Genomic DNA, 26352 nt, shown 5'->3' on the forward strand with positions numbered 1-26352 from the left:
TTCCCCTTTATGTTAAAAATAAGATTACTTAATTATAATTAAAAATACGTTAAAAAATCAACCGTAAGTAGTTCAAATTTCGTATTTTTAATGAGAAAAAAGATAGATTTTGTCTTCATGATTTAAATGATAATTAACATTTTTGGTAGTATCATTTTTTTGATATACTAAAGACTGGTGAAAATTAATGGATGAATTAACTAAAAATGAAGAATTAGGCGACCTATATGCCTATTATGGTTCTTTATTAACTAAAGGACAGCAATCTTATTTTGAAGATTATTATTATAATGATCTATCATTAGGAGAGATTGCGGTTAATCATAATGTATCTCGGCAAGCTATTTATGATAATTTAAAACGCTCCACTAAAATTTTGAAAAATTATGAAGCCAAATTACATATGCGGCGTGATAATAATCATATTGAAGATGTGCTAGCAGATGCACTTTTGTCGATAGATAATAATGATAGTCAAACTGCTAAAAAAGAAATAACCAATTTATTAAATCAATTGAGGGGAGAGTAAACCCATGGCTTTTGAAAATTTAAGTGAAAGAATTCAAAAAGCATTAAAAAATTTAACTGGTAAAGGTAAAGTTTCAGAAGAGGATATTAATAAGGCTAGTCGTGAAATTCGACTTGCATTGTTAGAAGCCGATGTTAACTTCAAGGTTGTTAAGGACTTTATCAAGACTATTAAAAAAGAGGCCCTTGGCAAAGAAGTTCAAGAAAGTTTAAACCCGGGCCAACAAGTAATTAAAATCGTTAATGAACAATTAACGAAGATGATGGGTGAAGAAGCAGTTCCTTTAAACAAGTCTAAGCATATTCCAACTATTATTATGATGGTTGGTTTGCAAGGTACTGGTAAGACTACCACTGTTGGTAAATTAGCATATCATTTACAAAAGACGCAAAAGGCTCGTCCACTTTTGATTGCTGGAGATATTTATCGTCCTGCCGCTGTTGACCAATTAAAGCAAATTGGTGATCAATTAAAGGTGCCTGTCTTTAGCGAAGATGGTGAAAAAGATGTTGCTAAGATTGTACAGGATGGTTTAGCTGAAGCTGATAAAAACAAGAATGATTATGTTTTAATCGATACTGCTGGTCGTTTAGAAATAGACGAACCATTAATGGAAGAATTGGAACGTGTTAAGAAAGTTGCACAGCCAGATAACATCCTTTTAGTAGTTGATGCCATGACTGGTCAAGCAGCTACAGACGTTGCTAAAGGCTTTGATGAGCGACTTGATGTTACCGGAGTAATTTTAACTAAGTTAGACGGTGATACTCGTGGTGGTGCTGCACTTTCAATTCGTGCAGTTACTGGTAAGCCAATTCTATTTACTGGTCAAGGTGAAAAACTAAGTGATTTGGATGTCTTCCACCCAGATCGAATGGCTTCCAGAATTCTTGGGATGGGTGATATGCTTTCCTTAATTGAGAAGGCACAACAAGATTACGATGCCAAGGAAGCTGAAAAAGTCGCTGAAAAGATGCGAGAAAACACTTTTGACTTCAATGACTTTGTTGATCAAATGAAGCAAGTGCAAAAAATGGGTCCGCTTGATCAAATTATGAAGATGATTCCTGGGATGGCAAATAATCCACAGTTGAAGAACTTAAATGTTGATCAAAAGCAAATTGATCATACAATTGCCATTGTTTATTCAATGACTGAAGCAGAACGTGAGGATCCAGATTTGTTGAATCCAAGTCGCAGAAGAAGAATTGCTGCCGGTTCTGGTCGCCCCGTTGTCGAAGTTAACCGTATGATTAAACAATTTAAACAAATGCGGGAAATGATGAGCAAGATGACTAAGGGCAATATGAAGGGATTAAGCAACTTGCCAGGGATGGATTCACCAATGGCCAAGATGGCTATGCGTCGTTTAAATAAGAACTTTAAGAAGAACAAAAAGAAGCGTATGCGTAAGATTAAGAGATTCCATTCTTAAAAAAATAAAGGTGTTAAGGAAAAACACTTTACACCCATTTGTTTTGGTGGTATATTATTAATCGTTAAGTTTTAGGAGGAAATTAATTTATGTCAGTTAAAATTCGTATGCACCGTGCTGGTGCCAAGAGAAAGCCATTCTACAGAATCGTTGTTGCAGACTCACGTATGCCACGTGATGGTCGTTTCATCGAACAAGTTGGTTACTACAACCCAGTTTCACAACCAAAGGAATTGAAGCTTGATGAAGACAAGATCTTTGATTGGTTACAAAAGGGTGCACAACCTTCAGACACTGTTAGATCACTTCTTTCAGGTGCTGGCTTGATGGCTAAGTTGCACGATGCAAAATACAACAAGTAATTTTGCGATTATTTAAAAGCTTGATGCCAAGTGCTTCAAGCTTTTTTTATTACTTAAAAAGGAGCATGCATGGAATATTTTGACGTTGCACGAATTTTAACAACTCATGGATTGAATGGTGAAGTCAAAGTTAACGTGATTACGGACTTCCCAGAAGAGCGTTTTGCTGAAGGGATGCATTTATCACTTAGAAGCGATACTAAACGTGTATTGACTATTGAAAAAAGCCGTCCATTTAAACAATTTTGGTTAATTCAATTTAAAGAAATTACAGATATTGATCAAGCAGAAAAATTACGAGGCCAAATCCTGGTAGTAAGCGAAGAAGATCGTGGCGAATTACCTGACGGTGTTTATTATTATAAAGACATCTTTGATTGCGATGTGATTGATGAAGAAACTGGTAAAAATATCGGTAAAATCGTTGATATCCAATCTCCAGGTGCAAATGATATTTGGCTTGTACGTGAAGATAGTGGCAAGGAATATTGGATTCCAAACATTGCCGATGTTGTTAAAAAAGTTGATGTAGCTGCCAAAAAAGTTTATGTAGAATTAATGGAGGGGTTACGAGATGAAGATTAATGTATTGACGCTTTTTCCCGACATGTTTACACCTTTGAAAGTATCGATGTTAGGACGTGGTTTAGAAGATGGTAAGTGGGATCTCAATTTAGTTAATTTCCGTGATTTCACAACAGATGTACATCACCACGTAGATGATACTCCTTATGGCGGCGGCGCTGGTATGGTACTCCAAATCATGCCAATTAAAAAAGCACTTAATTCTTTATCTTCTACTGGTAAAGTTATTATTACCGCTCCACAAGGAAAAACTTTTAATGAACAAATGGCACAAGACTGGGCAAAAGAAGATGAATTAACTTTTATTTGTGGTCACTATGAAGGCTTTGATCAAAGAGTCTATGACTTAGCCGATGAAACTGTTTCAATTGGAGATTATGTGCTAACTGGTGGGGAATTACCAACTATGAGTATGATTGATGCTACTGTTCGACTTTTGCCTGGTATTTTAGGTAACGCTGCTAGTCCAGTAGAAGAAAGCTTTTCACATGGCTTATTAGAATATCCGCAATATACTCGCCCAGCTGATTTTGAAGGTCAAAAAGTGCCTGAAGTATTAACTAGTGGCAATCACCAAAAAATAGCTGAGTGGCGACACAAAGAAGCGCTTAAAGCAACTTATCTTCATCGTCCTGATATGTTAAAAGATCGTCAGTTGACTATTGAAGAAAATAAAATGCTAGAAGAAATCAAGTCAGAGCTTGATTAAGCTGGCTTGATTTGTTAAACTATTCATCGTGGCAAATGTCACTAATTAAAGTTATGGGTGTTCCGCTGACGCTGGTGCGTGGATGAATGCCGAAGAAGGAGAAAAATATATTATGGATCCATTAATTCAAGAATTGACTAAAGAACAAATTCGTGACGATATTCCTGCTTTCCGTGCAGGTGATACTGTTACTGTTCACGTACGTGTTGTTGAAGGTACTCACGAACGTATTCAGTTGTTCGAAGGTGTTGTAATTAAGAAGAAGGGTACTGGCATCGGTGCTACTTACACTGTTCGTAAGATTGCTTCAGGTGTTGGTGTTGAAAGAACCTTCCCAGTTAACGACCCACGTGTTGCTAAGGTTGAAGTTAAGCGTCATGGTCGTGTGCGTCGTGCTAAGCTTTACTACTTACGTGAACGTCACGGTAAGTCAGCAAGAATTGCTGAAGCACGTCGTTAATCATAACGTCGATATAGAAAAGCTAGTTCCAAACGGAACTAGCTTTTTTGTTTTGATAAATATTTTTAAAGTAATTTATATATAAGTGATAATTATTTAATAATATATTCGTAGTTTGTGAATAATAATATCGTGGAACTCATGTGAAACTGCAAATTAAAATCACAAAGTCACTTTAATATGCAGTGATAGCATTGATAATATAATAAATCTGAATTGTGAAGTAAATTTCACAAACAGAGATATTGAGTGTGGAATTAAAGCGAAAGCCGCCATTTATCCACAATGGCGGCTTTTAATTGATATTAAATTGATTACATTATACTATATTTAATTTAGATGTAAAATAATTTTGACTAATATTATAATTAATATATCAGAAATAGAAACAGGTGAGATGATTGAATTATCCTAAAGAATTACTGGCAGAAGTAAAAGAGAGATCAAAGGGCATGCGTTTAGAAGGAATTAATTCAGGAAGTGGCCCAAGACATCCCTTGCTAATGATCGTAGGCGAAGCGCCAGGACGCAATGAAATCGTTAATAATATTCCATTTAGTGGTGACGCCGGAAAGGAACTGGATAAATCACTAAAGCAAATTGGTTTATCACGAGATCAAGTTTATATTACTAGTGCTGTTCGTAGCCGCCCTTTTAGTGTGAAAAAAGTTTTTAGTAAACGAGAAAATAAAGAAGTAATTAAAAGACCAAATCGTAAACCTACTAAGAAAGAAGTGTTAGCACATGCTCCTTTTTTAGACTATGAAATGCATTACGCAGATCCACAAGTCATTGTTGCTTTAGGTAACACCGGATTAGAGCGACTGCTTGGCCCAGGTCATAAGATTTCTGCTGAACATGGTAAGGTTATTGAGAATACACCAATTCTTGAACTTAATGAAGCTAAAGATGGATATGTTTGTTCGAAAAAGAAATATACGGTTATTCCAGAATATCATCCTGCGGCTGTATTTTATAATCGTAAATTAAGTGATGATATTGTAAAAGATTGGGAAGCAATAAAACCTTACATCGATAAAGAAAGAGAAAATAATGAGTAACGAAACTTTTTTAATCCCTATTAGACAAAATAATGATTTATCCGATATTGCTCTTAATGAGTTGCGAATGGATTTGGATGAGCATCCCTTGCACCAAAGAGCTTATGCAGAGCTAGCCTATCTACCGGGTAACAACCGTAAATATAGTCTTAACAGTGTGAAAACAATTGATAGCCCATTAAGAAATAAAAAGATCTTATTTTTAGGTTCTTCTGTCACATTTGGTTTTGGTGCATTAGGGGAATCTTTTGTAGACTACTTATGGAAAAAAGATGGCATTGCTGCTATTAAAGATGCAGAAAATGGCACTACTTTGGTAGATCAAGATGCCAGTTATCATGGTGATTCTTATGTTGCTCGTTTTAAGGAAAATCTTAAAACACCAATTGATATGTTGGTTTTGCAACTTTCTACTAATGATGCGCGTACAAACCAGAAGTTGGGAGAAATTAGTCAAAATGACCATTTTGATGTAAAAACAATTATCGGTGCGATGGAATATATTATTAGTCAAGCTCTGACTACATGGCATTGTCCAATTTTGATCTATACAAATCCTTATTTTGAAAGTAATTTGTATAATCAGATGGTAAAAGCAACACATCAATTAGCTAAAAAATGGAATATTAAAGTTCTGGATTTATATAATGATCCGAATTTTAAAGACCAACCTGCTCTTTATATGGCAGACGAAATTCATCCGACCCGTGCAGGTTATTTAGAAAAATGGCTGCCAGTTTTTGAAAATAAATTAACTGAAATTTTGACGAAAAAATAAACCCAAGCTTTTTGCTTAGGTTTAAATATTAATCGATATTATTTCTGTAAAGGCCAACTACTTTACCTAAAATACTTACTTTGGATAAGATAATTGGTGCCATTGTATCGTTTTCTGGTTGTAAACGGTAGTGATCGTTCTCTTTATAAAAGCGTTTAACTGTAGCTTCATTTTCATCAGTCATGGCTACGACAATTTCGCCGTTATTAGCGGTATTTTGCTTTCTGACAATGACGCTATCACCGTTTAAAATTCCCGCATTAATCATACTCTCACCGTGAACTTTTAACATGAAGAGTTCACCAGCATCGTTTTCAAGATCAGGTGGAAGTGGAAAATATTCATCTATGTCTTGAACTGCTAAGATAGGTTGACCAGCAGTGACCACACCAACAACTGGGATTTTCTTTGGCTTAATGCCCAATTCCTTTTTACCTTCATCGGTAATTTCAAGTGCACGAGGCTTAGTTGCATCCTTGATTAAAAGACCTTTGCGTTCTAAGCGGGCTAGATGACCGTGAACAGTAGATGTAGAAGAAAGTTTGACCGCAGCACAAATCTCTCGCACTGTCGGTGGAAAACCACGGCGTTCTACAGTATCATAAATATAGCGTAAAATTTCTAGTTGTTTAGTATCGTTGTTTTTCTTAGACATAATTTTTCTCCGTTATTGTAAAAAAGATAGTATTTATGATTATTTTAACAAATAAATAGCATAATCTCAAACAAATGTTCTATAAAAAGCATCTTTTTTTATTGTATAAAATACGGTAGACTAAAGATTGTTAATGTGAGGTGAATATAAAATGAATAAAGATGCAATGAGTAAAGAAGAAGAAAAAAAGGTAACTGATCGAATTAATGAACTTTACCATAAGAAAGAAAAGGAAGGCTTAACTCCCGAAGAGGAACAAGAACGTAAAGAACTTCACAAAAAATTCCTTGCCAACTTCAGAGCTGCATTTAAGCAAGACGTTGAAAATATGGTAATTATCGATAAAAACGGTAAAGAAGTAACCTCAGAAAGAGCAAAACGTGCTCAAAGAAGAAAAGGTCTTAGAAAAGATTAATTAAGCCTTTTAAAAAAGTGAAAAATTATGTAAGATATTATTGTTAGTTAGATGGAGGATATAATATGAATTTAGGTTTAGCAATATTTTTGATTATTATTGCACTTTTAGTTGGTGCCGTTGCAGGTTTCTATGGTGCAAGAGCATACATGAAGAAGTATTTTAAGGAAAATCCTCCTATTAGTGAAGATATGATCGTTGCTATGATGTCTCAAATGGGACAAAAGCCTTCTAACAAGAAGGTTCATCAAGTAATGAACATGATGAAGCATCAACAAAAGTAATTATTAGATTATTTTGTGGTGTTAAGGCGAAGGATTATTCCTTCGTCTTTTTTGGTGTTCTTTTTAAAGAATGGAGTGAGTAAATGAACATATTTAAAAAACTGGGTTGGTTTTTTAAACAAGAAAGGAAACGTTATATTATCGGAATTACTTTTCTTGCTTTAACCTCTTTAGCCAACTTAATTCCGCCAAGAGTATTAGGACTGATGGCAGATCAGCTGGATCAAGGTCACATCTCATGGGGGCAATATGGGATGTTGGTTCTAGCTGTGTTAGCTGCCGCCTTCGTTTTATATATTTTGCGCTACTTTTGGCGTAAGCAAATTTGGGGCGGGGCCGCAGAACTAGAACGACAAATGCGTTCTAAACTGTTCGACCACTTTATGATCATGGACAGAACATTTTATCAGCGCCACCGAACCGGTGACTTGATGGCCCATGCAACTAACGATGTGACTTCTATTCAAAACGTAGCCGGTGATGGCGTTTTAACTTTAGTCGACTCTCTTGTCATGGGATTATCAACTATGATTGCCATGATCATTTTCGTTGATTGGCGACTAACCATCGTTGCCTTATTGCCACTGCCATTTTTGGCACTAGGCGCTTGGAAGCTTGGGGGTCATTTACACGATGCTTTTGATAAGTCACAGGCGGCTTTTTCACGTTTGAATAATAAGACCCAAGAATCCGTTTCAGGCATCAAGGTGCTGAAGACCTTTGGTCAAGGAAAAGAAGATACTCAGGCCTTTGACAAAATGGTCGATGACACAATTAATATCAATAAAAAAGTGTTTGTATGGGACTCCTTATTTGATCCATTGGGTACGGCAATTATCGGTGCAACCTATGTAATTACCATTATTTATGGTGGACTTTTAGTTACAAATAAAGTGCTATCGATTGGTCAGCTCGTTTCCTTCATTGCCTATATTGCCAACATGGTTTGGCCGATGTTTGCGATTGGTTATTTGTTCAATATTTTGGAAAGAGGTAGTGCGAGCTACGACCGTGTAGAAAAGCTACTTTATGAAAAACCGTTAATTACTGATGCCCACGCTGATCAAAGTATTAAGGCTCAAGACTTACAAGGTGATTTGCATTTTGATATTAAATCGTTTGCTTATCCTGATGAAAAGGATATTCCAGTGTTAAAGGACATCGATTTCACCTTAAAACCTGGTCAAACTTTAGGTTTAGTAGGTCGTGTAGGTGCTGGTAAAACGACAATCATTCAGCTGCTATTGAGAGAATTCGACCAATATGACGGTGAAATCACCTTAAATGGCATCAATATCAAGAAAATTCCGCTTAAAGTTTTACTTAGCCAAATATCTTATGTTCCCCAGAACAACTTCCTCTTTTCAACGAGTATTGGTAGAAATATTGCTTTCTCAGAGGCAGATGCAGGCAAAAATGAGATTGCGGTAGCTGCTAAGAAGAGTGATTTGCACGATGATGTTTTACAAATGCCACATGGCTATGAGACTTTAGTCGGTGAAAATGGACTTTCACTTTCTGGTGGTCAACGTCAAAGAATGTCCATTGCCCGTGCTTTGCTTAAAGATAGCCAAATTTTGATTTTGGATGATGCTTTATCAGCGGTTGATGCAAAGACTGAAACCGAAATTCTAACTTCTTTGAGAAATGAAAGAAAAGATAAGACCACGATGATTGCGGCACATAGATTGACATCGGTCATGGATGCCGATTTGATCTTAGTCTTAAAAGACGGTCAAATTATTGAACGAGGCAATCACCAAGATCTGCTCAAAGAAAATGGCTGGTATGCGGAAATGTGGCGTAGACAAGAATTGCAAGCAAAGGTGGGTGAAGATGTAGATGAATAATGAAGAAAAGCAAGAATCAGTGTGGTCTAAGGCAATCCCATTTAAAGAGCAGGTAGCGATTTTTAAACGTTTGATGGGCTTTGTTAAACACTTCAAGTTTGAAATGACCATTGCCTTGATTGGTGCCTTCTTAGTCAGCATTATCAATATTTTGCTTCCGCGTGGATTGCAATATTTCTTAGACAACTTTTTGCTTAAACAAAGTGCAACTGTCCAAATTATTCTGTTTGCGGGTTTGCTTTATGCAGTAGGTTCCATTTTAAAAGCGGTCATTCAGTTTACTTACCAATATTTCTTTGCTTTGGGTTCTGAAAAGACCTTGGAAAGCATTAGAAGAGCGCTTTATCGAAAATTGCATAAGTTAGGGATGCGCTATTTTGACCAAACTCCTGCCGGTTCAATCGTTTCAAGAGTTACTAACGATACGATGACTCTTAGCAACTTCTTGACTGTGCTTTCAACTGTAGTAATTGGTGCTTTTTCTGTGGTTACAGCATTGGTCGCAATGTTTACTACGAACGTGATTGCGGGCTGGATTGTTTTAGCGTTTGTGCCAATTTTGCTCTTTGTTATTTGGCTCTATTCGCAAAAGAGTTCGCGGCTTTATCGTAACTATCGTGAACGGTTGAGTAGAATTAACGCTAACTTGAATGAGTCAATTGAGGGCGTCTCGATTATTCAGCAGTTTAACCAAGAAAAGAGAATGACCAACCAATTTGAGGGTGAAAATGGTGGGTTGATGAATACGCGTTTCAACATGATCCGTATTAACTCATTGCTGCTTTCACCTTTGACTAGTTTGCTTTATTCATTGGCTTTAGCTGTAACGTTGATGTATTTCGGTTTTCCATTGCAGGCAACATTTGTGCCAGCTGGTGTGGTATATGCTTTCTCACAATACTTATCACAATTGTTTAATCCAATTTCAACTATGATGGACCAGATGACTTTCTTCCAAGATGGTATCGTAGCCGGTAAGAGAATCTTTGCGATTTTAGATGATGAACAATATGAGCCAAAGCAAAATGCTCAAGAAGGATTGACTATCAGTCGCGGCAAGATTGAATTCAAGCACGTTAGTTTCTCATATGATGGTAAAAATGAAATTTTGCATGATATTTCATTCGTAGTAAATTCAGGTGAAACTTTAGGTATTGTGGGTCATACTGGCTCTGGTAAAAGCTCGATTATCAATGTAATGATGCGCTTTTATGAATTTGGTAAGGGCGAGATCTTAATTGATGATATAGATATCAAAAAATACCCTAAAGAAGAACTGCGTAAAAAGCTGGGGCTTGTTTTGCAGGAACCATTCATGTTTTATGGTGATATTTCTTCTAATATTCGTTTATATAATAAGAATATTACCGATGAACAAATTAAAGACGCAGCTAAGGCAGTTCAAGCAGATCAATTTATCGAAAAGATGCCAGGTAAATATCACGCAAAGGTAATTGAAGGCGGCGAAGAATTAAGTCAAGGTCAGCGTCAATTAATTTCTTTTGCTAGAACATTGGTTACAGACCCTAAAGTTTTGGTATTGGACGAAGCTACAGCTAACGTTGATACCGAAACTGAAACTATGATCCAACAGGGACTTAAACGTTTACGTAAAGGTAGAACAACTTTAGCGATTGCTCACCGTTTGTCTACAATTGCCGATGCGGATCAAATTATCGTGTTAGACAAGGGGAGAATCATTGAACGTGGTAACCATGAACAGCTTCTTGCTAAGAAGGGTTACTACTACAATTTGTATACTCTGCAGAATAAAGAATAGTTAATAAAGGACGTTTTCCACGATTGCAAACGTCTTTTTGTTATAATGATTAAAAAGAATGAAATAATTATTAATATTCATAGGAGGAAAAATGAGAAGATTTTACGCTGTTCGCGGTGGTGCGGGCGATGTTGCAGAACCAGATGTTAATGCTAAGCCACAAGATAATTTATATTTGGCTGTTAATTCAAATTGGCTTTCTAAAGCTGAAATCCCTGCTGACCGTACTTCAACTGGTGTCAACTCAGAACTTGACATTAAGATTGAAAATAGAATGATGAAGGACTTTGCCGATATTGCTGCAGGCAAGGAAAAGATGCCAGAGATTAAGGATTTTGATAAGGCAATTGCTTTATATAAGATTGCTAAGAATTTTGAGAAGAGGGATGCAGAAGAAGCAAACCCTATTCAAAATGACTTGCAAAAGTTATTATCATTAACTGATTTTGCCGACTTGGGTAAAAAAGCAAATGATTTATACATGGGTCCATATATTTTACCATTCGTTTATGGCGTCGATGCCGATATGAAGAATACCGATGTCAATGTCTTATACTTCGGTGGTCCAAGTACCTTCTTGCCAGATACAACAACTTATAAGACAGAAGATGCTAAGAAGCTATTAGACATTTTGCAAGATCAAAGCATTAATTTGTTAATGATGGCTGGCATTGGTAAAACAGAAGCTAGAGTATACGTTGATAATGCATTGGCTTTTGATGCAAAAGTTGCCAAGGTTGTTAAGTCTACTGAAGAGTGGGCCGACGATGCTGCTATTTATAACCCAGTTTCATATGACAAATTTATTGCTAAGTTTAAGTCATTCGATATGACAAAATTCTTAGATGAACTTTTACCTGAAAAACAAAAGCGGGTAATTGTGATGGAACCACGCTTCCTTGACCATGCAGAAGAATTAATCAACGCTGAAAACTTTGACGAAATCAAAGGCTGGATGCTAGTTAAATACATTAATAGCGTAGCTAAGTACTTGTCACAAAAGTTTAGAGAAGCAGCCTTTCCATTTAACCAAGCAATTACTGGCGCACCAGAAATGCCATCACAAATTAAGCAAGCCTATCGTATTGCCAACAGTGCCTTTGATGAAGTAGTTGGTATTTTCTATGGTAAGAAGTACTTTGGCGAAAAGGCTAAACATGACGTTGAAGATATGATTCACAACATGCTTAAGGTTTATGAAGAAAGAATCAACCATAATACTTGGCTTTCTGATGAAACTAAGAAGAAAGCAATTGTTAAATTAAATGCTTTGGTTCTTAAGATTGGTTACCCAGAAAAAATTGAAAAGATTTTTGACTTGTTACAAGTAGATCCTGAAAAGAGCTTATATGAAAATGAAGCTGCTATGGATAAAGTACGTACCAAGTACGAACTGGATAAATTAACTAAGCGGGTTGATCGATCTGTATGGCTTATGCCAGGTAACTTGAACAATGCTTGCTACGATCCACAAAGAAACGATTTAACTTTCCCGGCTGGAATTTTGCAAAAGCCATTCTATGATATTAACCAATCAAGAGGTGCCAACTACGGTGGTATTGGTGCTACTATTGGTCACGAGGTTTCTCACGCCTTTGACAACAACGGTGCCAAATTTGATGAAAATGGTAATATGAACAACTGGTGGACCAAGCAAGACTTTGCTGAATTTAACAAGCGTGTGGGCCAAATGATCGACATTTTCGATGGTTTGCAATATGGTCCAGCTAAGATTAATGGTAAGCAAGTTGTTTCTGAAAATATTGCTGACCTTGCTGGTTTAGCTTGCGCCGTTCAAGCAGGCAAAAATGATGGTGCAGATTTGAAGGATTTGTTTGAAAACTACGCTAGAAGCTGGATGGAGAAACAACGTCCAGAGGCAATTAAGACTGAAGTTCAAACCGATGTCCATGCACCACAACCAACTAGAGTAAATATTCCGGTTCAATGCCAAAATGAATTCTATGATGCATTTGGCGTTAAGAAGACAGATGGTATGTGGCTTGATCCAGAAGATAGAATTACAATCTGGTAAAAATAACAAGAATCTATATTGGCCTAAGTGAATAAGATGAAGATAACCCATTAGGTTATGTAGCATTGACCTTTGATAAGCTTAACCACCAAATTTTAGGTGGGGTCGGAATGTCTACTTATGATTTAACAGGTCAAGGAAATGTCCTTAGTTTAGCTATTAGCCATAGACTTACTTTAGAAGATTTTGCAGAACAAGATTTCTTCTTCTCACCAAGTTTTGACCGTCAATGGAGTATACTTAACTTGGCGGCCCAACATACCTTAGGCTGGGCTAAATTTTAATTTAATGAAAGTAGGTCTCAATATGAAGTATCCAGAAACAAAAGAAAAGTTAAATGAATTAGTCATTAATTTATTGCATATGCATATGATTGTTCGCCGTCACCATTGGTATATGCGCGGCAGTCAATTCTTGAAGTTGCACCCATATCTTGATGACTTAATGGATGAACTAGATGATCAGATTGATGGTCTTGCAGAAAGACTAATTACCATCGATGGTTCACCTGTTGCCACTTTAAGGGAAGTTGTTCAATTAAATAAAATTCCTGGTGAAAAGGGGAGTTGGGACTTCACTAATACACAAAGACTTGAAAAGATCATTTCAGGCTATCGTTATTTAGATAAGCTCTATGAAGAAGCGCTTGAAGCTTCTGATAAAGAAGGAGATTACTCTACTAATGATATTTTGACTGGTTTCCATACTGATCTTGAAAAGCGGCTTTGGATGTTAACGGCTGAACTTGGTCAAGCTCCAGATATTGATGCATAAGTCGTAAATTTAGAGAAAATAGCGAATCTGTAGTGGTTCGCTATTTTTTATGGCAAAAAGCTCTATCACAATTTACGTAAGCACCTGAAATTTGGACTGTAATTTCGAGGCTTTTGTTATGTCTAAATTATCTGAACGAGACATTAATTATTTCTGAAACTTGCGAACTCTGTTCGCGGGTGTGTCATTGTTTCATAGCTTCTGCTTTAGTTTTACGCTTTCCTTCAGGTCTTTGTCTGTGTTGCAGGTTTATCCATCATTTGGCCCGACTAGACATCTATACGCGCACACGAAAAAATTGATGGTCAATTCCTTCATTAATAACGTCACTATTAGTGATACACAAGAAAAATGCTACCAAATCAGTCAGATTTAGTAGCATTTTTTTAGATTAATTAAAGTAAATTTTAGAAAAGATATTTATTAGGCAAGACAGTTAGGTAATGTTTATTTTACAAACCCTGCACTAAACCAGTTAGTTGCGCTTGGTTTAACTGACCATCCAGTTACTTTTTTATTAACAGCGGTTATTGAATATGAATTAGTGGTAGGTACAACATAGGCCTCATTGTACATCCATTTTTGCCATTTTCTGAATGCGTCAACACGATACTTATGGTTGAAAGCTTTTTCTGAGTCAATATCAGCTAAAAGCTTACTTTGTACAGGGGAAACAAAACGTGCCATATTATATGGTGCAGCAGCGCTATAAAGATCATTAGGAGAAGGTTCACTTGAAAGTTGCCAGCCACCTTCAAAGACATCAATTTTTGGATCATCAGATTGAACTGCTTGTACCCAATTGTTAAATTCCATTGGACGACCGCCAACAAACTTAACGTTCAAACCGATTTTCTTCCATTGTTGGATATAATTACGCCATACGGGCTCTGCGGTAGTAGCATTGTTTCTAACAGCTAAATTAATAGTAAGCTTCTTTCCGTTAGGTTGAACTCTGAATTCGCCTTTCTTTTTATATCCGGCTTTATCTAGTAATTCGTTGGCTTTCTTCAAGTTATATGGGTAACCTTTAATTGAACTATCGGAAAAGTCACCAAATTGTTCTGGAATCAAAGTATTAACACGGAATGCTAATCCTTGGTAATAGCGTTTAGCAACAGCATCAATATTCATTGCATAGGCCATTGCTTTACGTAATGCTGGATTATTCATCTTGGCATTCTTATTTTCAACATTCTTTCCTAGCTTCTTATCCCATTTACCAACTTTAAAAGCTAAGTAGTTATAATTAAGTGGAACTTCACCAATAAAGTTAGTATCAGTTGCATTCTTAGTTTGATCCCATTGTGTATTAACCACATCAGCAATATCAAATTTATGATTTTTAATGGCTTGGGTAGCAGAACTGGAGCTGACAACAGATGCAGTTACTTTTTCAAAGTTTGGTGTACCACGCCAGTAATAAGGATTACGCTCCCAAGAAACAGATTGACCACGAACAATATTAGATACACGGAATGGTCCAAAAAATAGTGGGGATTTTCTGACCTTGTCACTAGATAAAAGCTTTGAAAAAGGTACATCCTTTAAGTAATGATAGGGCTCAGCATATTCCCAGAAATATCCATTACCTGATTGAAGCATACCAGGCTTCATTTGCTTGAAATGGAGTACGACTTTGCGTCCATTTTCACCATCAGGCATTTCAATTCCAGAAATTTTCTTGCTTTTACCTTCATGATATTCAGCTAGACCAACAATATCAGCTAAAGATTCAGTATATCTTTGTGATTTAGAGTCTTTATTTGCAATAATTTCATAAGCAAATTCAACGTCTTTAGCATTCACTTGCTTACCATCTGACCACTTAACTCCTTTTTTCACTTCGATTGTGATAGTCTTAGCTTTCCGATTTAGTTTAAAAGTAGTAGCTCCTTTATTATTGATCTTATATTGATCATCTGTTGAAAATAAAGATTCTAGACCTGGTCTTTGTACCTTATCATCAATTGTAGTATCTGATAATTCTGGTAAGAAAATACCAGTGAATGGACTGTCTGATTCAAGAGCATAGGTTAAAGTTCCTCCTTTTTTAATACTTTTTACGGGAACAGTTTCGCTAAACTTATGATTAGTTTTATTTGCATTACTACTGTTTGTATGTTTGTTATTACCACATGCAACTAAACTTAAAGTTGCTCCAGAAATAAGTGCTAATGCACCAAAATATTTTCTTGCTTTAGTCATGATAAAGCGTACCTCCAAAGAAATTTTATTAAATTATATTTGAATTTTATTATATGATTATTAAAAAATATAAATAAAATTAAAAAGATTAGATCTTAGGATACCTAAAACATAATAGAGATAAGTCAGATCCCTGAACTCTATATAGCAGAATATGCAAAGTGCTAGGGAACATAACGATCGTAAGTTGATGAAAATTAGGAAAGATAAATGAAAGTATTTTTTCACTTTTAGCTTATTATAATGCGGAAAATAGAACACGCATTTTAGTAGGATTTCAAACCGCTTAGAAATGACAATATTAACATATAATGGTGTATTGATGGACAAGCTTTAATTAGCACCAAGCGTACATCTTATTACTACAATTGTGATAGTATCAAGACATTAGAAAAACCATACTCCGATAAAATATCGAAATATGGTTTTAAAATAGAGTGATCTAAAATATGTCCCAAATTTGGCGTTCGCATCAAATTCGACTGGCCTTAAATTTAAATTAATTATTTGAATTTTATTCTTCTGGTGCAACAGCCAAGTTTGGCATAGTTGCAATGTCGTTCATATCAATGTATGACTTTTGACCCTTAATGCCGTATAAAATCAAAGTTTGGTCGCCATTTTTAATAGTCTTAGTGCGGTCAACATTAACTTTGCTGCCAGCAGTTAATTCTTGGCTAACTGTTTTACCTTCGGCATCGTAAACAGGGACTTTAGATTCATTGCTATGCTTACCTAAAGTTACAGTTTGGTATGCAGCATATAATGGTTCATTATTTACGTAACTTACATTAGATACGCGGATATATGCATTTTTACCGATGCTGTAATATTGGTGGCCCTTAATAGTCTTAGTTGATAAAGCCATCTTTTTGCCATCATTTACTAAGAAGCGGTATGCATCACTAGCAGCTGTTTTAATCGAGCCGGTGTAGTTTACAATTCGAGATCTACGCAATAAGACACGCTTAGAGTTCTTAGTTACGCGCTTACCATTTTTGTCGTAAACATATGAATTATTAGCAATATATAAGACGCTCTTGCCGTTTAATGTTGAAATTGCGGAAGTCGGAACGTACTTGTCTTTAGCGATCTTATAAGTATATTCATTGTTGATTAACTTAGGAGCGCCGTAGTATTTAAAAGTAGTGCCGTTCCTAATCTTTTGATTCTTTTGTTTGCCAGCAGCATTGTAGACACCGATTACACTACTATTGTTATCGCCAACAGTAATTGTGCCAGTTGACTTTTTAGTAGCAGCTTGAGCAGTAGTGATTGATGGATTTACAAGTGCAATAGCTGGTGCTGTTAAAGATAATGCGGCGGCAGCTAAGCTGATTGATTTAATGAGTTTCATGGATATTCCTCCCTTGAAAATATCAATATTTTATTTGCTATTATTATACGCGTGGTGCTGGTTAAATTGTTTTAGTTAACAAAAAAAGTCCAATCTTGTTAGACTCGACTTGTAAACATATTAATAGAAAAGAGTCTGACTAGATTGAACTACCCTAAGCTTAAGCGTTTTTCTCATCCTAACACAAGTTAGTTTTAGTCGTTTAAATATAATTTGTTGCTGTTTGTACAAACTTTATGCCCCAGATGCATTAAAGCAAAGACGGAATATCAATCGGTGTAAAATATCTGACAGTTCTATTCTGGCCTTGCTTATTTGGCAGGCTTCATTGGGCGTTGAATCTCAAAGAAGATTTTGTGAAAAGCTTGTTAATTTATCTCACTCTCGCTTTAATCGCAGAGCACGCATGCTTTTGCCATTGATCTATTTAATTCGACATGGCCTTAATGAGGAAGTAGATCTGTCAGGCGACATTTTGATTATTGATAGCTTTCCTGTGCCAGTCTGTCAGCCAATTCGCAATCGTCGAGCAAAGATCTTTCGCGGCTATGCCGATATTGGCTATAAGGCAACCAAAAAAATCTATTATTATGGTTTTAAGGTTCACGCTATTGTTAGCGACGACGGCTACTTGCTAGATTATATCGTAACCAAGGCCTCAGTTCATGATGCTAAGGAAACAGTAGAACTGATTACTAACGCTCATCCTGACAATCGGTACCTTTTGGGCGATGAAGGATATTTGGGCAAAAACCTGCATCAACGCTTAGAGCAAATGGGCTATACGTTTTGGACACCATATCGTAAAAACATGAAGAATGCTCAAAAGCACAATAAGCACTATTTAATGGCACTCAGAAAGACCATCGAGAGTGATTTTTCGCTTTTGTCTTACTACAACGCTGAAAATAATCGAGCTAGAAGTTTAGCAGGTTTTCAAGAGAGACTCGAAGTTGCCATTTTAGCTTATAATATGGCATATTGTCTAGAACGATTTAACTAGCACCACGCGTATTTGAATATATATAAAACAACCCCATCTTAGCATGAACTGGATGGGGTTTTAAGATACTTCAGTTTTTGACGCTTACTTTTCTGTTTTAATTACTTAAGCATGTAATTTCTAGTCATTGGTAAGTTCTTGCCAGAAGGGCCCTTGGTAAGCAAGTATTGGATGACATCAATGTTGCCTGATTCAAATGAAGCAGCACAAGCATTCAAGTACATGTCCCACATACGAGTGAAACGTTCGCCCATTTTATCTTCAACTTGATCACGAACAGCATTGAAGTTCTTGTCCCAAATTTCAAGAGTTCTTTGGTAGTGACGACGAAGAGCTTCCATATCAGTGATTTGCAAGCCACTGTCAACGATGTCGCCGACAATTTCTTGCAAACCTGGAATGTAGCCGCCTGGGAAGATGTATTTGTTGATCCAAGCGTTAGTAGCACCGCCTTGTTGACGAGTAATACCGTGGATCAAAGCAATACCATCTTTGTTTAAGTACTTGTAAACATCTTGGAAGTATTTAGGTAAGTTCTCTGAACCTACGTGTTCAAACATACCAACTGAAGTTACGTAATCCCAGGTTTGATCACCAAGTTCACGGTAGTCTTCAAGTCTAACTTCAGCTACATCTTGCAAGTTTTTATCGTAGATACGCTTTTGTACTAATTTGTATTGTTCTTCACTCAATGTAACACCGGTAACCTTAAGACCATATTCCTTAGCAGCAGTGAGCATCAATGTACCCCAGCCACAACCGATGTCGAGTAAAGTCTTGCCTTTTTGTGGGTTTAATTTGTTTAAAATGTGGTGAACTTTAGCAATTTGTGCTTGTTCAAGATCGTTTTCGTTGCCATCTTCAAAGTAAGCACAAGAGTAAGTCATAGTAGGATCAAGCCATAACTTGTAGAAGTTGTTACCGATATCGTAGTGGCTTTGTACGTCTTCTTCACTTTGCTTTTCAGTGTGCTTTTGCTTTGGTAAAAATTTGCGGAACTTTGAGGAACGCATGAAACTGTCGGCACTTTCGTAAGCACCAAAAATTAATTTTTGAATATCCCCATGGATTTCAATTTTCTTATCCATGTATCCTTCACCAAGTGCGAGTGAAGCATTTCTAGTAATGTCGCCCATAGGGATCTTTTCGTTAAAAACAATTTCGATTTCAGGAGTACCATTACCGTAGACTTCGCTTTTACCGTCCCAGTAGGTTACTTTAACGGGAAAAGGGAAGGACTTGCTAAGCATCATTTTGTAAAATGTTTTTTCTAACAATTGCTTTTTCCTCCAATATTTAAAACCTAAAAGTATTTTAACACTTCTTTCTTTTTATTTGCTAATGGGATGAGAGCAAAATAAAAAACAGCTAATAGCTGTTTTATTTGGCAACATAATGGAAATTAGGGTCTAATTCTTTATCCAAGCTATTCCAGGCATCTTCAAGTTGCTTGAATAAAATTTGTTCATTTTCATGAGTTAATTTAGTTTTACGATCAATTGTAATTGAATCACCAAAGTTAACTTCTAGGGGTTTGCGCTTAAGCAGTCCTTTAAAAGTTAATGGACCTTGATAAACGACGGGTACCATTGGCTTTTTGGACATTTTAGAAATTAAAAGTACGCCACCTTTTAATTCAGCTGAATGACGGGTTCCTGAAGGAAAAATAATCAATGAGAGTTTTCCTTTTCTAAGACCTTTAACTGGAATTTTTAAAGCCGATGGTCCGGGATTTTTTCGATCAACTGGAAAAGCATGAGCATGATCTAAAATAAAACGTAAAACCGGATTCTTGAATAGTTCGATTTTAGCCATGAACATAAATTCCATTGGACTAGCACCTAAGGCAAACAAGATAGGTTCCCACCAGGTACGGTGAGGTGCAACTAAGATATAGTTACCTTTAGGTAAACGATTCTTGTGATGAATATGTAAGTGTCCATTTAGTACCCATACGATAAAGCGGGCAATCGGACGAATTATTTTATAAAACATCTTTTTGTTCCTCCAATTGTTGTAATATTATAAAAATAGATAGACAAGAAAGGCAAATATTTTTATGGTAGAACTTAAAGATAATGAACGAATTGATTATATGTACAGTGATGATTTGCGGATTATCCAAGATAAAACTGCCTTTAGCTTTTCTATGGATACATTGCTTTTGGCTTATTGGGCTAAGAATCAAATTCGTGATCGCGATAAAGTAGCAGATTTATGTGCGGGAAATTGTGCTGCAACGATTTATATGGCTTACTTCAATCGTGCGCACTATGATGCAATTGAGATTCAAGACGAAATATATTCGCAAGCTAAGCGCTCTATTGAACTTAATCAAATGGAAAATCGTATAGCAGTGTATAAGGATAATGTACTGAATGCCGCAAAATTTTTGCGTAAGGATAGCTACGATGTAGTAACAGTTAACCCACCTTACTTTAAGGCCCCTGAAGGGCATGAGGTAAACCCAGATAGAAAAAAAGCAATTGCTCGTCATGAATTGTTAATTAATTTAGAGCAAATTATTGAAGTTGCCAGTGGCTTATTAAAAATGAAGGGGAAGATGTTTATGGTACATCGACCTGAGCGATTAGGCGAGATTTGTTACTACTGCATGAAGCATGATTTGAGTGTAAAATTAGTGCAACCATTTGTGTCTCACCGCGGAGATGATGCAAATTTAATTATCGTTGAAGCCGTAAAGCACACTGGGACAGATGGAACTGAACTTAGGGATGCAATCGAAGTTCATGACAAAAATGATGAATTTAAGCCATTAATTCAAAGAATAGTTCGAGAGACCCCTGAAGATAAAGCTAAACATGACGCCCGAGGTAAATACTATTTTTACGTTTTGCTTTGCAATGATGGTAGTTTTTATGGTGGCTTTACTAATGATTTAGATCATCGCCTGAAAATGCATAATTCTGGCAAAGGCGCTAAATACACCAAATCTAGGCGACCAGTTCGTATGATTTACCATGAGCAATTTGACGATAAAAGATTAGCTTTAAAAAGAGAGTATTGGTTTAAGCACCATTCACGCGCTTGGAAAGAAAAATTTTTAAGAGAGCATAATATTAATTTTTAGCTTGAAAAATAAAATTATTTTTTGTAAAATAGGCAAGTATGCTGTGTTAGCATATAATTTTTAAAACACATCAAGAGCGATCATCATCGTGGTGCCCTAGGTAGTGGTTTGATGATGAAATGAACGCTTGAGAGGATATAAAACCATAGGAGGAATATAAATATGGCAGACGTTGTTACAATGAAGCAATTGCTTGAAGCTGGTGTCCACTTCGGTCACCAAACTAGAAGATGGAACCCAAAGATGGCTCCTTACATTTTCACTCAAAGAAATGGTATCTACATCATTGACTTGCAAAAGACTATCAAGATGTTAGATGATGCTTACAACTTTATGAAGGCTGTTGCCGAAGACGGTGGCGTATTCTTATTTGTAGGTACTAAGAAGCAAGCTCAAGACTCAATTGCTGAAGAAGCAACTCGTGCAGGTCAATACTACGTAAACCAACGTTGGTTAGGTGGTACTTTGACTAACTGGACTACTATCCAAAGCCGTGTTAAGAGATTAAAGCAATTAAAGGAAATGTCACAAGACGGTACCTTTGATGTTCTTCCAAAGAAGGAAGTTGCACTTTTAACTAAGGAAATGGACAAGCTTGAAAGATTCTTAGGTGGTATCGAAGATATGCCAAGAATCCCAGATGTATTGTTCGTAGTAGACCCTAAGAAGGAAAAGATCGCTGTTCACGAAGCAAACATTTTGGGTATCCCAGTTGTAGCTATGGTGGACACTAACACTGATCCAGATCCAATTGACGTAGTTATCCCATCAAACGATGACGCTATTCGTGCTATCCGCTTAATCGCTGGTGCTATGGCTGATGCTATCGTTGAAGGTAAGCAAGGTCAAGATGACGAATCTGTTGAGGTTGACTTTAAGGAAAATGCTGATGGTTCAGAAGAAATCGTTAGCGCTGAAGAAAACCCAGAAGACTAGTTTTTACTGTTAGTTCCGTAGGAGGATCTATTAATGGCACAAATTACTGCAAAATTAGTTAAAGAATTACGTGAACGTACTGGTGCTGGCGTTATGGACGCTAAGAAGGCATTGGTAGAAGTTGAAGGTGACATGGACAAGGCTATCCAATATCTTCGTGATAAGGGTATGGCTAAGGCTGCTAAGAAGGCTGACCGTGTTGCAGCTGAAGGCTTGACTGGTGTTTACGTTAATGGCAATGTAGCAGCTATTACCGAAGTTAACTCAGAAACTGACTTTGTTTCTTCAAATGATAAGTTTGTTAACTTAGTAAAGGACGCAACTAAGACCATTGCTGAAGGTCAACCTGCTGATATGGAAGCAGCTAAGGAATTAAAGATGGACGATGGTTCAACTTTAGATCAAGCATTCGTTAATGCAACTGCTACCATTGGTGAAAAGATTGTTTTACGTCGCTTCGCTTTGGAAAAGAAGAATGATGATCAAGAATTTGGTGCTTACCAACACAATGGTGGCCAAATCGGTGTTATTACCGTTTTAGAAGGTGCCGATGCAGCTACTGCTAAGCACTTGGCAATGCACATTGCAGCTATGAAGCCAAAGGTTATCTCACCTGACGAATTAGATGATCAATTTATTACTGATCAATTAGCTGTAATGAACCACAAGATTGATCAAGACAATGAAAGTCGTGCATTGGTACACAAGAAGCCATTGCCACACCTTGTTTATGGTTCAGAAAAGCAATTAACTGATGATGTTTTAGCTAAGGCTAAGGAAGACATTAAGGCTGAACTTAAAGAAGAAGGCAAGCCAGAAAAGATCTGGGACAGAATTATCCCTGGTAAGATGCAGCGCTTTATCGATGATAACACTCAAGTAGATAAGCAATTTGCAGTCTTATCACAAGACTACATCATGGATGATAGCAAGACTGTTGGCGAATTCTTGAAGGATAAAGGCGCTAAGTTAGTTGCTTTCCAACGTTTCGAAGTTGGTGAAGGTATCGAAAAGAAGCAAGAAGACTTTGCTGCTGAAGTTCGCGAACAAATGAAGTAATTTAAAAATTACATTATGATAGAAAGGAGGAGTACATTAAGTGCTTCTCCTTTTTATTTTTTATTATGATTGTTTTTACTATCAAGACATTGTTGAGTTAGATATGGTAGAATAATTAAAGCTATTAGAGGAGGTCACTATGAGTCAAGTTAAATATAAACGTATCATTTTAAAAATATCAGGTGAAGCTTTAGCAGGTGATAAGGGAAATGGAATTAATCCAACTGTAATTGGTCATTTAGCTAAAGAAATTAAATCTGTTCATGATTTAGGTGTTGAAATCGGCATCGTATGTGGTGGCGGTAATATGTGGCGCGGTGAAACCGGTGCTAAGTTAGGCATGGAACGTGCACAAGCCGATTACATGGGTATGCTTGCTACCATTATGAATGGATTAGCATTACAAGATGGTCTTGAAAAAGTTGGTGTTCCTACTAGAATGCAAACTTCAATTGAAATGAGACAAATTGCTGAACCTTATATTAGAAGAAGAGCACTCCGTCATCTTGAAAAGGGGCGCGTAGTTATTTTTGGTGGTGGTACAGGTAACCCATACTTCTCAACTGATACTACTGCTGCTCTTCGTGCTGCTGAAATTGGCGCTGATGTAATTTTGATGGCCAAGAATGGTGTAGATGGTGTTTACTCAGCTGATCCTAAGACTGATCCAACAGCTACTAAGTTTACTGAATTAACTCAACTTGATTTGATTTCAAAAGACTTGAAGGTTATGGATAGAACTGCAAGTTCACTTTCAATGGATACTGAAATTCCATTAATTGTATTTAACGTTAATACTCCAGGCAACATTAAGAAGGTTGTTATGGGTGAAAATATTGGTACTGTTATTAGAGGTGACAAATAATGAATAACGAAACTATTAAAAAAGCACAAGATAACATGGATAAATCTATTAAGGTTTATCAAAAGAGATTAGCTTCAATTCGTGCCGGTGTAGCCAATGCTGCTCTTCTTGACAATGTTCAAGTTGAATATTATGGTGCACCTACTCCATTGACTCAAATGTCAAGTATTACTATTCCAGAACCACGTGTTTTGCTTATTACTCCATATGATCAAAATAGTTTGGATGATATTGAACATGCTCTTTTAGCTTCTAATTTAGGCTTAACTCCAGCCAATGATGGTAAGGTTATTAGATTAGTTATTCCTCAACTTACTGGTGAAAGAAGAGAAGAAATCGCCAAAGAAGTTGGAAAATACGCTGAGGATGCTAAAATCGCCGTTAGAAATGTTCGTCGCGAAGCTATGGACGCTTTGAAGAAAGAACAAAAAGACGGCAATATTACTGAAGATGAACAACGCAATTTAGAAAAGCAAGTTCAAAAGGTAACTGATGATTCTACTAAAAAGATTGATCAACTTGCTGATGAAAAGCGTAAGGAAATTACTCAAGGTTAAGCATGAGCAAGACGGATAATGAATTAAATCATTTAGCCATTATCATGGATGGTAATGGACGCTGGGCTAAGAAAAGGCACAAGCCTCGTTTTGTAGGACATCGTGAAGGCATGGATAATGTTGAGCGAATTACCCTAGCAGCTAATAAGTTAGGAATTAAAGTGCTAACTTTATATGCTTTTTCTACTGAAAACTGGGCTAGACCTAAAGAAGAAGTAGCTTATTTAATGAATCTTCCCGTGCGCTTTTTCGACAAATACATGCCGACTTTGATGGAAAATAACGTTAAAGTAAACATTATGGGTTACTTAGACGAATTGCCAGAAAAGACTTATAAAATAGTACAACGAGCAATGTCAGAAACTGCTCATAATACTGGCTTAATTCTTAATTTCGCTTTTAATTATGGCTCTAGAAGAGAAATAACGACTGCAATGAAAGAATTAGGTGGCATGATTGAAGCTGGTACACTAAAAAGTGAAGAAATTACCGAGAAAATGATCTCCCAGCACTTGATGACCAAAAATTTTGGCAAGTATCAAGATCCTGACCTGTTAATTAGGACATCAGGAGAACAAAGAATATCTAATTTCTTATTGTGGCAATTAGCTTATTCAGAGTTGGCTTTTAGTGATAAAAATTGGCCAGATTTTGATGAAGATGATTTAAGAAAATTTGTAAATGATTTTAAGCACCGTAATCGGCGCTTTGGTAAGGTAGACGAATCGGATAGTTAAATATGAAACAACGTGTAATTACGGCAGTTATTGCCTTGATTTTATTTATTCCAATTGTGCTTGCAGGTGGCCTTTGGATGGATTGGTTGACTGTATTATTTGCTGCAGTCGGCATTAGTGAGATCTTTTTAATGAAAAAACAGATTTTGGTCTCATTTGATTTCTTGCTAGCATTGCTTGCAACTTTGACATGGACAGTGCCGGATGCATTTTTTAAGGCATTCCCACCTAATATAACCAAATTCGGAGTATTCTTTGGAATTGTTATGCTGTTCTTAACCTGGACAGTACTTTCTAAAAATAAGACTACTTTCGATGATGTTGGTGTTTACATCTTGGCATCACTTTATATAGGGATTGGCTTCCACTACATGGCAGCCATTAGAGCTTACCCGCAAAATGGTTTAGCTTTATTGGGTTACGTGTTTGTAGTTGTTTGGTCAACTGATATTGGTGCTTACATGATCGGTCGTAAGATTGGTAAACATAAGTTATGGCCAGTAATTAGCCCTAATAAAACTTGGGAAGGATCAATTGGTGCCGTTATTTGTGCATTGATTTGTAGTGCAATTTACCTAGCAATTTTGAGTCACTTTAACATTGTTTTTGGAGTTTCCGAATTAACTATGGTAATTTTGGCATTCTTCCTTTCAATCGTAGGTCAAATGGGTGACCTAGTTGAGTCAGCATATAAGCGTTTCTACGGTGTTAAAGACTCTGGTAAAATTTTACCAGGACATGGTGGTATTTTAGACCGATTTGATAGTATGTTATTTGTTTTACCTGTAGTAGCTGCTATCTTAGGTATTGTTCACTAGGAGAATTTT

Annotated in this window: 26 protein-coding genes and 3 pseudogenes; 24 read left to right on the forward strand and 5 right to left on the reverse strand. The window is 36.5% G+C overall.

All coding sequences use genetic code 11. The features are described from left to right. Positions 1 to 187 precede the first annotated feature (187 nt). The 8 genes from ylxM to B5E95_RS01555 all read left to right on the forward strand — a co-directional run bounded on the left by ylxM (position 188) and on the right by B5E95_RS01555 (position 5919). Positions 188 to 529: a YlxM family DNA-binding protein gene (gene ylxM, locus B5E95_RS01520; protein WP_087176752.1), complete on the forward strand. Its 342-nt coding sequence runs from the start codon at positions 188 to 190 to the stop codon at positions 527 to 529. Positions 530 to 533: 4 nt separating this feature from the next. Further along, positions 534 to 1964 carry a signal recognition particle protein gene (gene ffh, locus B5E95_RS01525; protein WP_025006365.1) on the forward strand — a complete coding sequence of 477 codons (1431 nt, stop codon included), beginning with the start codon at positions 534 to 536 and terminating at the stop codon, positions 1962 to 1964. Between the two features lie 89 nt (positions 1965 to 2053). Then, positions 2054 to 2326, forward strand: a complete 273-nt coding sequence (gene rpsP / locus B5E95_RS01530) for a 30S ribosomal protein S16 (RefSeq protein ID WP_025006364.1) — start codon at positions 2054 to 2056, stop codon at positions 2324 to 2326. A gap of 69 nt (positions 2327 to 2395) precedes the next feature. Continuing rightward, positions 2396 to 2911 carry a ribosome maturation factor RimM gene (rimM, locus tag B5E95_RS01535; protein ID WP_025006363.1) on the forward strand — a complete coding sequence of 172 codons (516 nt, stop codon included), beginning with the start codon at positions 2396 to 2398 and terminating at the stop codon, positions 2909 to 2911. Further along, positions 2901 to 3620, forward strand: a complete 720-nt coding sequence (gene trmD, locus B5E95_RS01540) for a tRNA (guanosine(37)-N1)-methyltransferase TrmD (RefSeq protein WP_087176751.1) — start codon at positions 2901 to 2903, stop codon at positions 3618 to 3620. The genes rimM and trmD overlap by 11 nt, the downstream gene beginning before the upstream one ends. A gap of 112 nt (positions 3621 to 3732) precedes the next feature. Next, positions 3733 to 4080 (forward strand): 50S ribosomal protein L19, encoded by a 348-nt coding sequence (gene rplS / locus B5E95_RS01545; RefSeq protein ID WP_003629071.1) that lies wholly within the window; start codon positions 3733 to 3735, stop codon positions 4078 to 4080. A 401-nt stretch (positions 4081 to 4481) separates the two neighbouring features. Further along, entirely contained in the window at positions 4482 to 5141 is a 660-nt protein-coding gene (locus B5E95_RS01550) for a uracil-DNA glycosylase (RefSeq protein ID WP_087176750.1), read from the forward strand. After that, positions 5134 to 5919, forward strand: coding sequence for an SGNH/GDSL hydrolase family protein (locus B5E95_RS01555; protein ID WP_087176749.1), 786 nt, complete (start codon positions 5134 to 5136; stop codon positions 5917 to 5919). Before B5E95_RS01550 ends, B5E95_RS01555 begins: the two co-directional genes overlap by 8 nt. A gap of 28 nt (positions 5920 to 5947) precedes the next feature. Here the strand turns inward: B5E95_RS01555 and lexA are convergent, their stop codons facing one another. Beyond that, positions 5948 to 6574: a transcriptional repressor LexA gene (gene lexA, locus B5E95_RS01560; RefSeq protein ID WP_025006359.1), complete on the reverse strand. Its 627-nt coding sequence runs from the start codon at positions 6572 to 6574 to the stop codon at positions 5948 to 5950. A 151-nt stretch (positions 6575 to 6725) separates the two neighbouring features. On the opposite strand from lexA, the gene B5E95_RS01565 reads away from it, so the two are divergent. From B5E95_RS01565 to B5E95_RS01595, 7 genes and pseudogenes are all read left to right on the forward strand, one after another. Next, positions 6726 to 6989, forward strand: a complete 264-nt coding sequence (locus tag B5E95_RS01565; protein WP_081776580.1) for a DUF896 domain-containing protein — start codon at positions 6726 to 6728, stop codon at positions 6987 to 6989. 65 nt (positions 6990 to 7054) lie between these two features. After that, entirely contained in the window at positions 7055 to 7273 is a 219-nt protein-coding gene (locus B5E95_RS01570; RefSeq protein ID WP_012212011.1) for a YneF family protein, read from the forward strand. 83 nt (positions 7274 to 7356) lie between these two features. After that, positions 7357 to 9123 carry an ABC transporter ATP-binding protein gene (locus tag B5E95_RS01575; protein WP_087176748.1) on the forward strand — a complete coding sequence of 589 codons (1767 nt, stop codon included), beginning with the start codon at positions 7357 to 7359 and terminating at the stop codon, positions 9121 to 9123. Then, positions 9116 to 10903, forward strand: a complete 1788-nt coding sequence (locus B5E95_RS01580; protein ID WP_162606863.1) for an ABC transporter ATP-binding protein — start codon at positions 9116 to 9118, stop codon at positions 10901 to 10903. Before B5E95_RS01575 ends, B5E95_RS01580 begins: the two co-directional genes overlap by 8 nt. Positions 10904 to 10994: 91 nt before the next feature. Then, entirely contained in the window at positions 10995 to 12938 is a 1944-nt protein-coding gene (locus tag B5E95_RS01585; protein WP_087235459.1) for a M13 family metallopeptidase, read from the forward strand. A gap of 35 nt (positions 12939 to 12973) precedes the next feature. Then, a pseudogene (locus B5E95_RS01590) lies at positions 12974 to 13222 on the forward strand (FAD-dependent oxidoreductase); the annotation flags it as partial. A 22-nt stretch (positions 13223 to 13244) separates the two neighbouring features. After that, positions 13245 to 13712, forward strand: a complete 468-nt coding sequence (locus tag B5E95_RS01595; protein WP_025006478.1) for a Dps family protein — start codon at positions 13245 to 13247, stop codon at positions 13710 to 13712. Positions 13713 to 14159: 447 nt separating this feature from the next. Here the strand turns inward: B5E95_RS01595 and B5E95_RS01600 are convergent, their stop codons facing one another. Beyond that, a complete protein-coding gene (locus B5E95_RS01600; protein WP_087235460.1) occupies positions 14160 to 15920 on the reverse strand; it encodes an oligopeptide ABC transporter substrate-binding protein in 1761 nt (586 codons plus the stop codon). A gap of 148 nt (positions 15921 to 16068) precedes the next feature. Here B5E95_RS01600 and B5E95_RS11110 point away from each other — a divergent pair. Beyond that, positions 16069 to 16257 (forward strand): annotated as a pseudogene (locus B5E95_RS11110) (hypothetical protein); the annotation flags it as partial. Between the two features lie 177 nt (positions 16258 to 16434). Here the strand turns inward: B5E95_RS11110 and B5E95_RS01605 are convergent. Further along, positions 16435 to 17277, reverse strand: a complete 843-nt coding sequence (locus B5E95_RS01605; RefSeq protein WP_087176931.1) for an SLAP domain-containing protein — start codon at positions 17275 to 17277, stop codon at positions 16435 to 16437. A 144-nt stretch (positions 17278 to 17421) separates the two neighbouring features. On the opposite strand from B5E95_RS01605, the pseudogene B5E95_RS01610 reads away from it, so the two are divergent. Continuing rightward, positions 17422 to 18280: pseudogene (locus B5E95_RS01610) on the forward strand (IS982 family transposase). Positions 18281 to 18381: 101 nt separating this feature from the next. Here the strand turns inward: B5E95_RS01610 and B5E95_RS01615 are convergent. Further along, a complete protein-coding gene (locus B5E95_RS01615; protein WP_087176028.1) occupies positions 18382 to 19557 on the reverse strand; it encodes an SAM-dependent methyltransferase in 1176 nt (391 codons plus the stop codon). 103 nt (positions 19558 to 19660) lie between these two features. Continuing rightward, positions 19661 to 20275, reverse strand: a complete 615-nt coding sequence (locus B5E95_RS01620; protein WP_087176029.1) for a lysophospholipid acyltransferase family protein — start codon at positions 20273 to 20275, stop codon at positions 19661 to 19663. Positions 20276 to 20339: 64 nt separating this feature from the next. On the opposite strand from B5E95_RS01620, the gene B5E95_RS01625 reads away from it, so the two are divergent. The 7 genes from B5E95_RS01625 to B5E95_RS01655 all read left to right on the forward strand — a co-directional run bounded on the left by B5E95_RS01625 (position 20340) and on the right by B5E95_RS01655 (position 26343). Beyond that, positions 20340 to 21371, forward strand: coding sequence for a GIY-YIG nuclease family protein (locus B5E95_RS01625; RefSeq protein ID WP_025005928.1), 1032 nt, complete (start codon positions 20340 to 20342; stop codon positions 21369 to 21371). Positions 21372 to 21533: 162 nt separating this feature from the next. Further along, entirely contained in the window at positions 21534 to 22307 is a 774-nt protein-coding gene (gene rpsB, locus B5E95_RS01630) for a 30S ribosomal protein S2 (protein ID WP_056945437.1), read from the forward strand. A gap of 33 nt (positions 22308 to 22340) precedes the next feature. Further along, a complete protein-coding gene (tsf, locus tag B5E95_RS01635) occupies positions 22341 to 23366 on the forward strand; it encodes a translation elongation factor Ts (RefSeq protein ID WP_056945436.1) in 1026 nt (341 codons plus the stop codon). 139 nt (positions 23367 to 23505) lie between these two features. Next, entirely contained in the window at positions 23506 to 24231 is a 726-nt protein-coding gene (gene pyrH / locus B5E95_RS01640) for a UMP kinase (protein ID WP_025005930.1), read from the forward strand. After that, the gene (frr, locus tag B5E95_RS01645) at positions 24231 to 24788 is read left to right on the forward strand and encodes a ribosome recycling factor (protein ID WP_025005931.1); all 558 of its coding nucleotides are present in this window, start codon (positions 24231 to 24233) and stop codon (positions 24786 to 24788) included. Before pyrH ends, frr begins: the two co-directional genes overlap by 1 nt. 2 nt (positions 24789 to 24790) lie before the next feature. Then, positions 24791 to 25525 (forward strand): isoprenyl transferase, encoded by a 735-nt coding sequence (locus tag B5E95_RS01650; RefSeq protein ID WP_087176030.1) that lies wholly within the window; start codon positions 24791 to 24793, stop codon positions 25523 to 25525. A 2-nt stretch (positions 25526 to 25527) separates the two neighbouring features. Then, the gene (locus tag B5E95_RS01655) at positions 25528 to 26343 is read left to right on the forward strand and encodes a phosphatidate cytidylyltransferase (RefSeq protein WP_056945435.1); all 816 of its coding nucleotides are present in this window, start codon (positions 25528 to 25530) and stop codon (positions 26341 to 26343) included. Positions 26344 to 26352: the final 9 nt, after the last annotated feature.

This window comes from Lactobacillus gallinarum, from assembly GCF_002160635.1.
GTDB lineage: Bacteria > Bacillota > Bacilli > Lactobacillales > Lactobacillaceae > Lactobacillus > Lactobacillus gallinarum.

Excerpts from the sequence above, each read along its gene's own strand:
- frr (WP_025005931.1), top strand. The coding sequence starts at position 24,231 with ATGAATAACGAAACTATTAAAAAAGCACAAGATAACATGGATAAATCT.
- ffh (WP_025006365.1), top strand. The coding sequence starts at position 534 with ATGGCTTTTGAAAATTTAAGTGAAAGAATTCAAAAAGCATTAAAAAAT.
- pyrH (WP_025005930.1), top strand. The coding sequence starts at position 23,506 with ATGAGTCAAGTTAAATATAAACGTATCATTTTAAAAATATCAGGTGAA.
- rplS (WP_003629071.1), top strand. The coding sequence starts at position 3,733 with ATGGATCCATTAATTCAAGAATTGACTAAAGAACAAATTCGTGACGAT.
- B5E95_RS01575 (WP_087176748.1), top strand. The coding sequence starts at position 7,357 with ATGAACATATTTAAAAAACTGGGTTGGTTTTTTAAACAAGAAAGGAAA.
- B5E95_RS01600 (WP_087235460.1), bottom strand. The coding sequence starts at position 15,920 with ATGACTAAAGCAAGAAAATATTTTGGTGCATTAGCACTTATTTCTGGA.
- B5E95_RS01625 (WP_025005928.1), top strand. The coding sequence starts at position 20,340 with ATGGTAGAACTTAAAGATAATGAACGAATTGATTATATGTACAGTGAT.
- B5E95_RS01655 (WP_056945435.1), top strand. The coding sequence starts at position 25,528 with ATGAAACAACGTGTAATTACGGCAGTTATTGCCTTGATTTTATTTATT.
- tsf (WP_056945436.1), top strand. The coding sequence starts at position 22,341 with ATGGCACAAATTACTGCAAAATTAGTTAAAGAATTACGTGAACGTACT.
- B5E95_RS01580 (WP_162606863.1), top strand. The coding sequence starts at position 9,116 with ATGAATAATGAAGAAAAGCAAGAATCAGTGTGGTCTAAGGCAATCCCA.
- B5E95_RS01620 (WP_087176029.1), bottom strand. The coding sequence starts at position 20,275 with ATGTTTTATAAAATAATTCGTCCGATTGCCCGCTTTATCGTATGGGTA.
- trmD (WP_087176751.1), top strand. The coding sequence starts at position 2,901 with ATGAAGATTAATGTATTGACGCTTTTTCCCGACATGTTTACACCTTTG.
- B5E95_RS01555 (WP_087176749.1), top strand. The coding sequence starts at position 5,134 with ATGAGTAACGAAACTTTTTTAATCCCTATTAGACAAAATAATGATTTA.
- ylxM (WP_087176752.1), top strand. The coding sequence starts at position 188 with ATGGATGAATTAACTAAAAATGAAGAATTAGGCGACCTATATGCCTAT.
- B5E95_RS01585 (WP_087235459.1), top strand. The coding sequence starts at position 10,995 with ATGAGAAGATTTTACGCTGTTCGCGGTGGTGCGGGCGATGTTGCAGAA.
- B5E95_RS01565 (WP_081776580.1), top strand. The coding sequence starts at position 6,726 with ATGAATAAAGATGCAATGAGTAAAGAAGAAGAAAAAAAGGTAACTGAT.
- B5E95_RS01605 (WP_087176931.1), bottom strand. The coding sequence starts at position 17,277 with ATGAAACTCATTAAATCAATCAGCTTAGCTGCCGCCGCATTATCTTTA.
- rpsP (WP_025006364.1), top strand. The coding sequence starts at position 2,054 with ATGTCAGTTAAAATTCGTATGCACCGTGCTGGTGCCAAGAGAAAGCCA.
- rimM (WP_025006363.1), top strand. The coding sequence starts at position 2,396 with ATGGAATATTTTGACGTTGCACGAATTTTAACAACTCATGGATTGAAT.
- B5E95_RS01595 (WP_025006478.1), top strand. The coding sequence starts at position 13,245 with ATGAAGTATCCAGAAACAAAAGAAAAGTTAAATGAATTAGTCATTAAT.
- B5E95_RS01650 (WP_087176030.1), top strand. The coding sequence starts at position 24,791 with ATGAGCAAGACGGATAATGAATTAAATCATTTAGCCATTATCATGGAT.
- rpsB (WP_056945437.1), top strand. The coding sequence starts at position 21,534 with ATGGCAGACGTTGTTACAATGAAGCAATTGCTTGAAGCTGGTGTCCAC.
- lexA (WP_025006359.1), bottom strand. The coding sequence starts at position 6,574 with ATGTCTAAGAAAAACAACGATACTAAACAACTAGAAATTTTACGCTAT.
- B5E95_RS01570 (WP_012212011.1), top strand. The coding sequence starts at position 7,055 with ATGAATTTAGGTTTAGCAATATTTTTGATTATTATTGCACTTTTAGTT.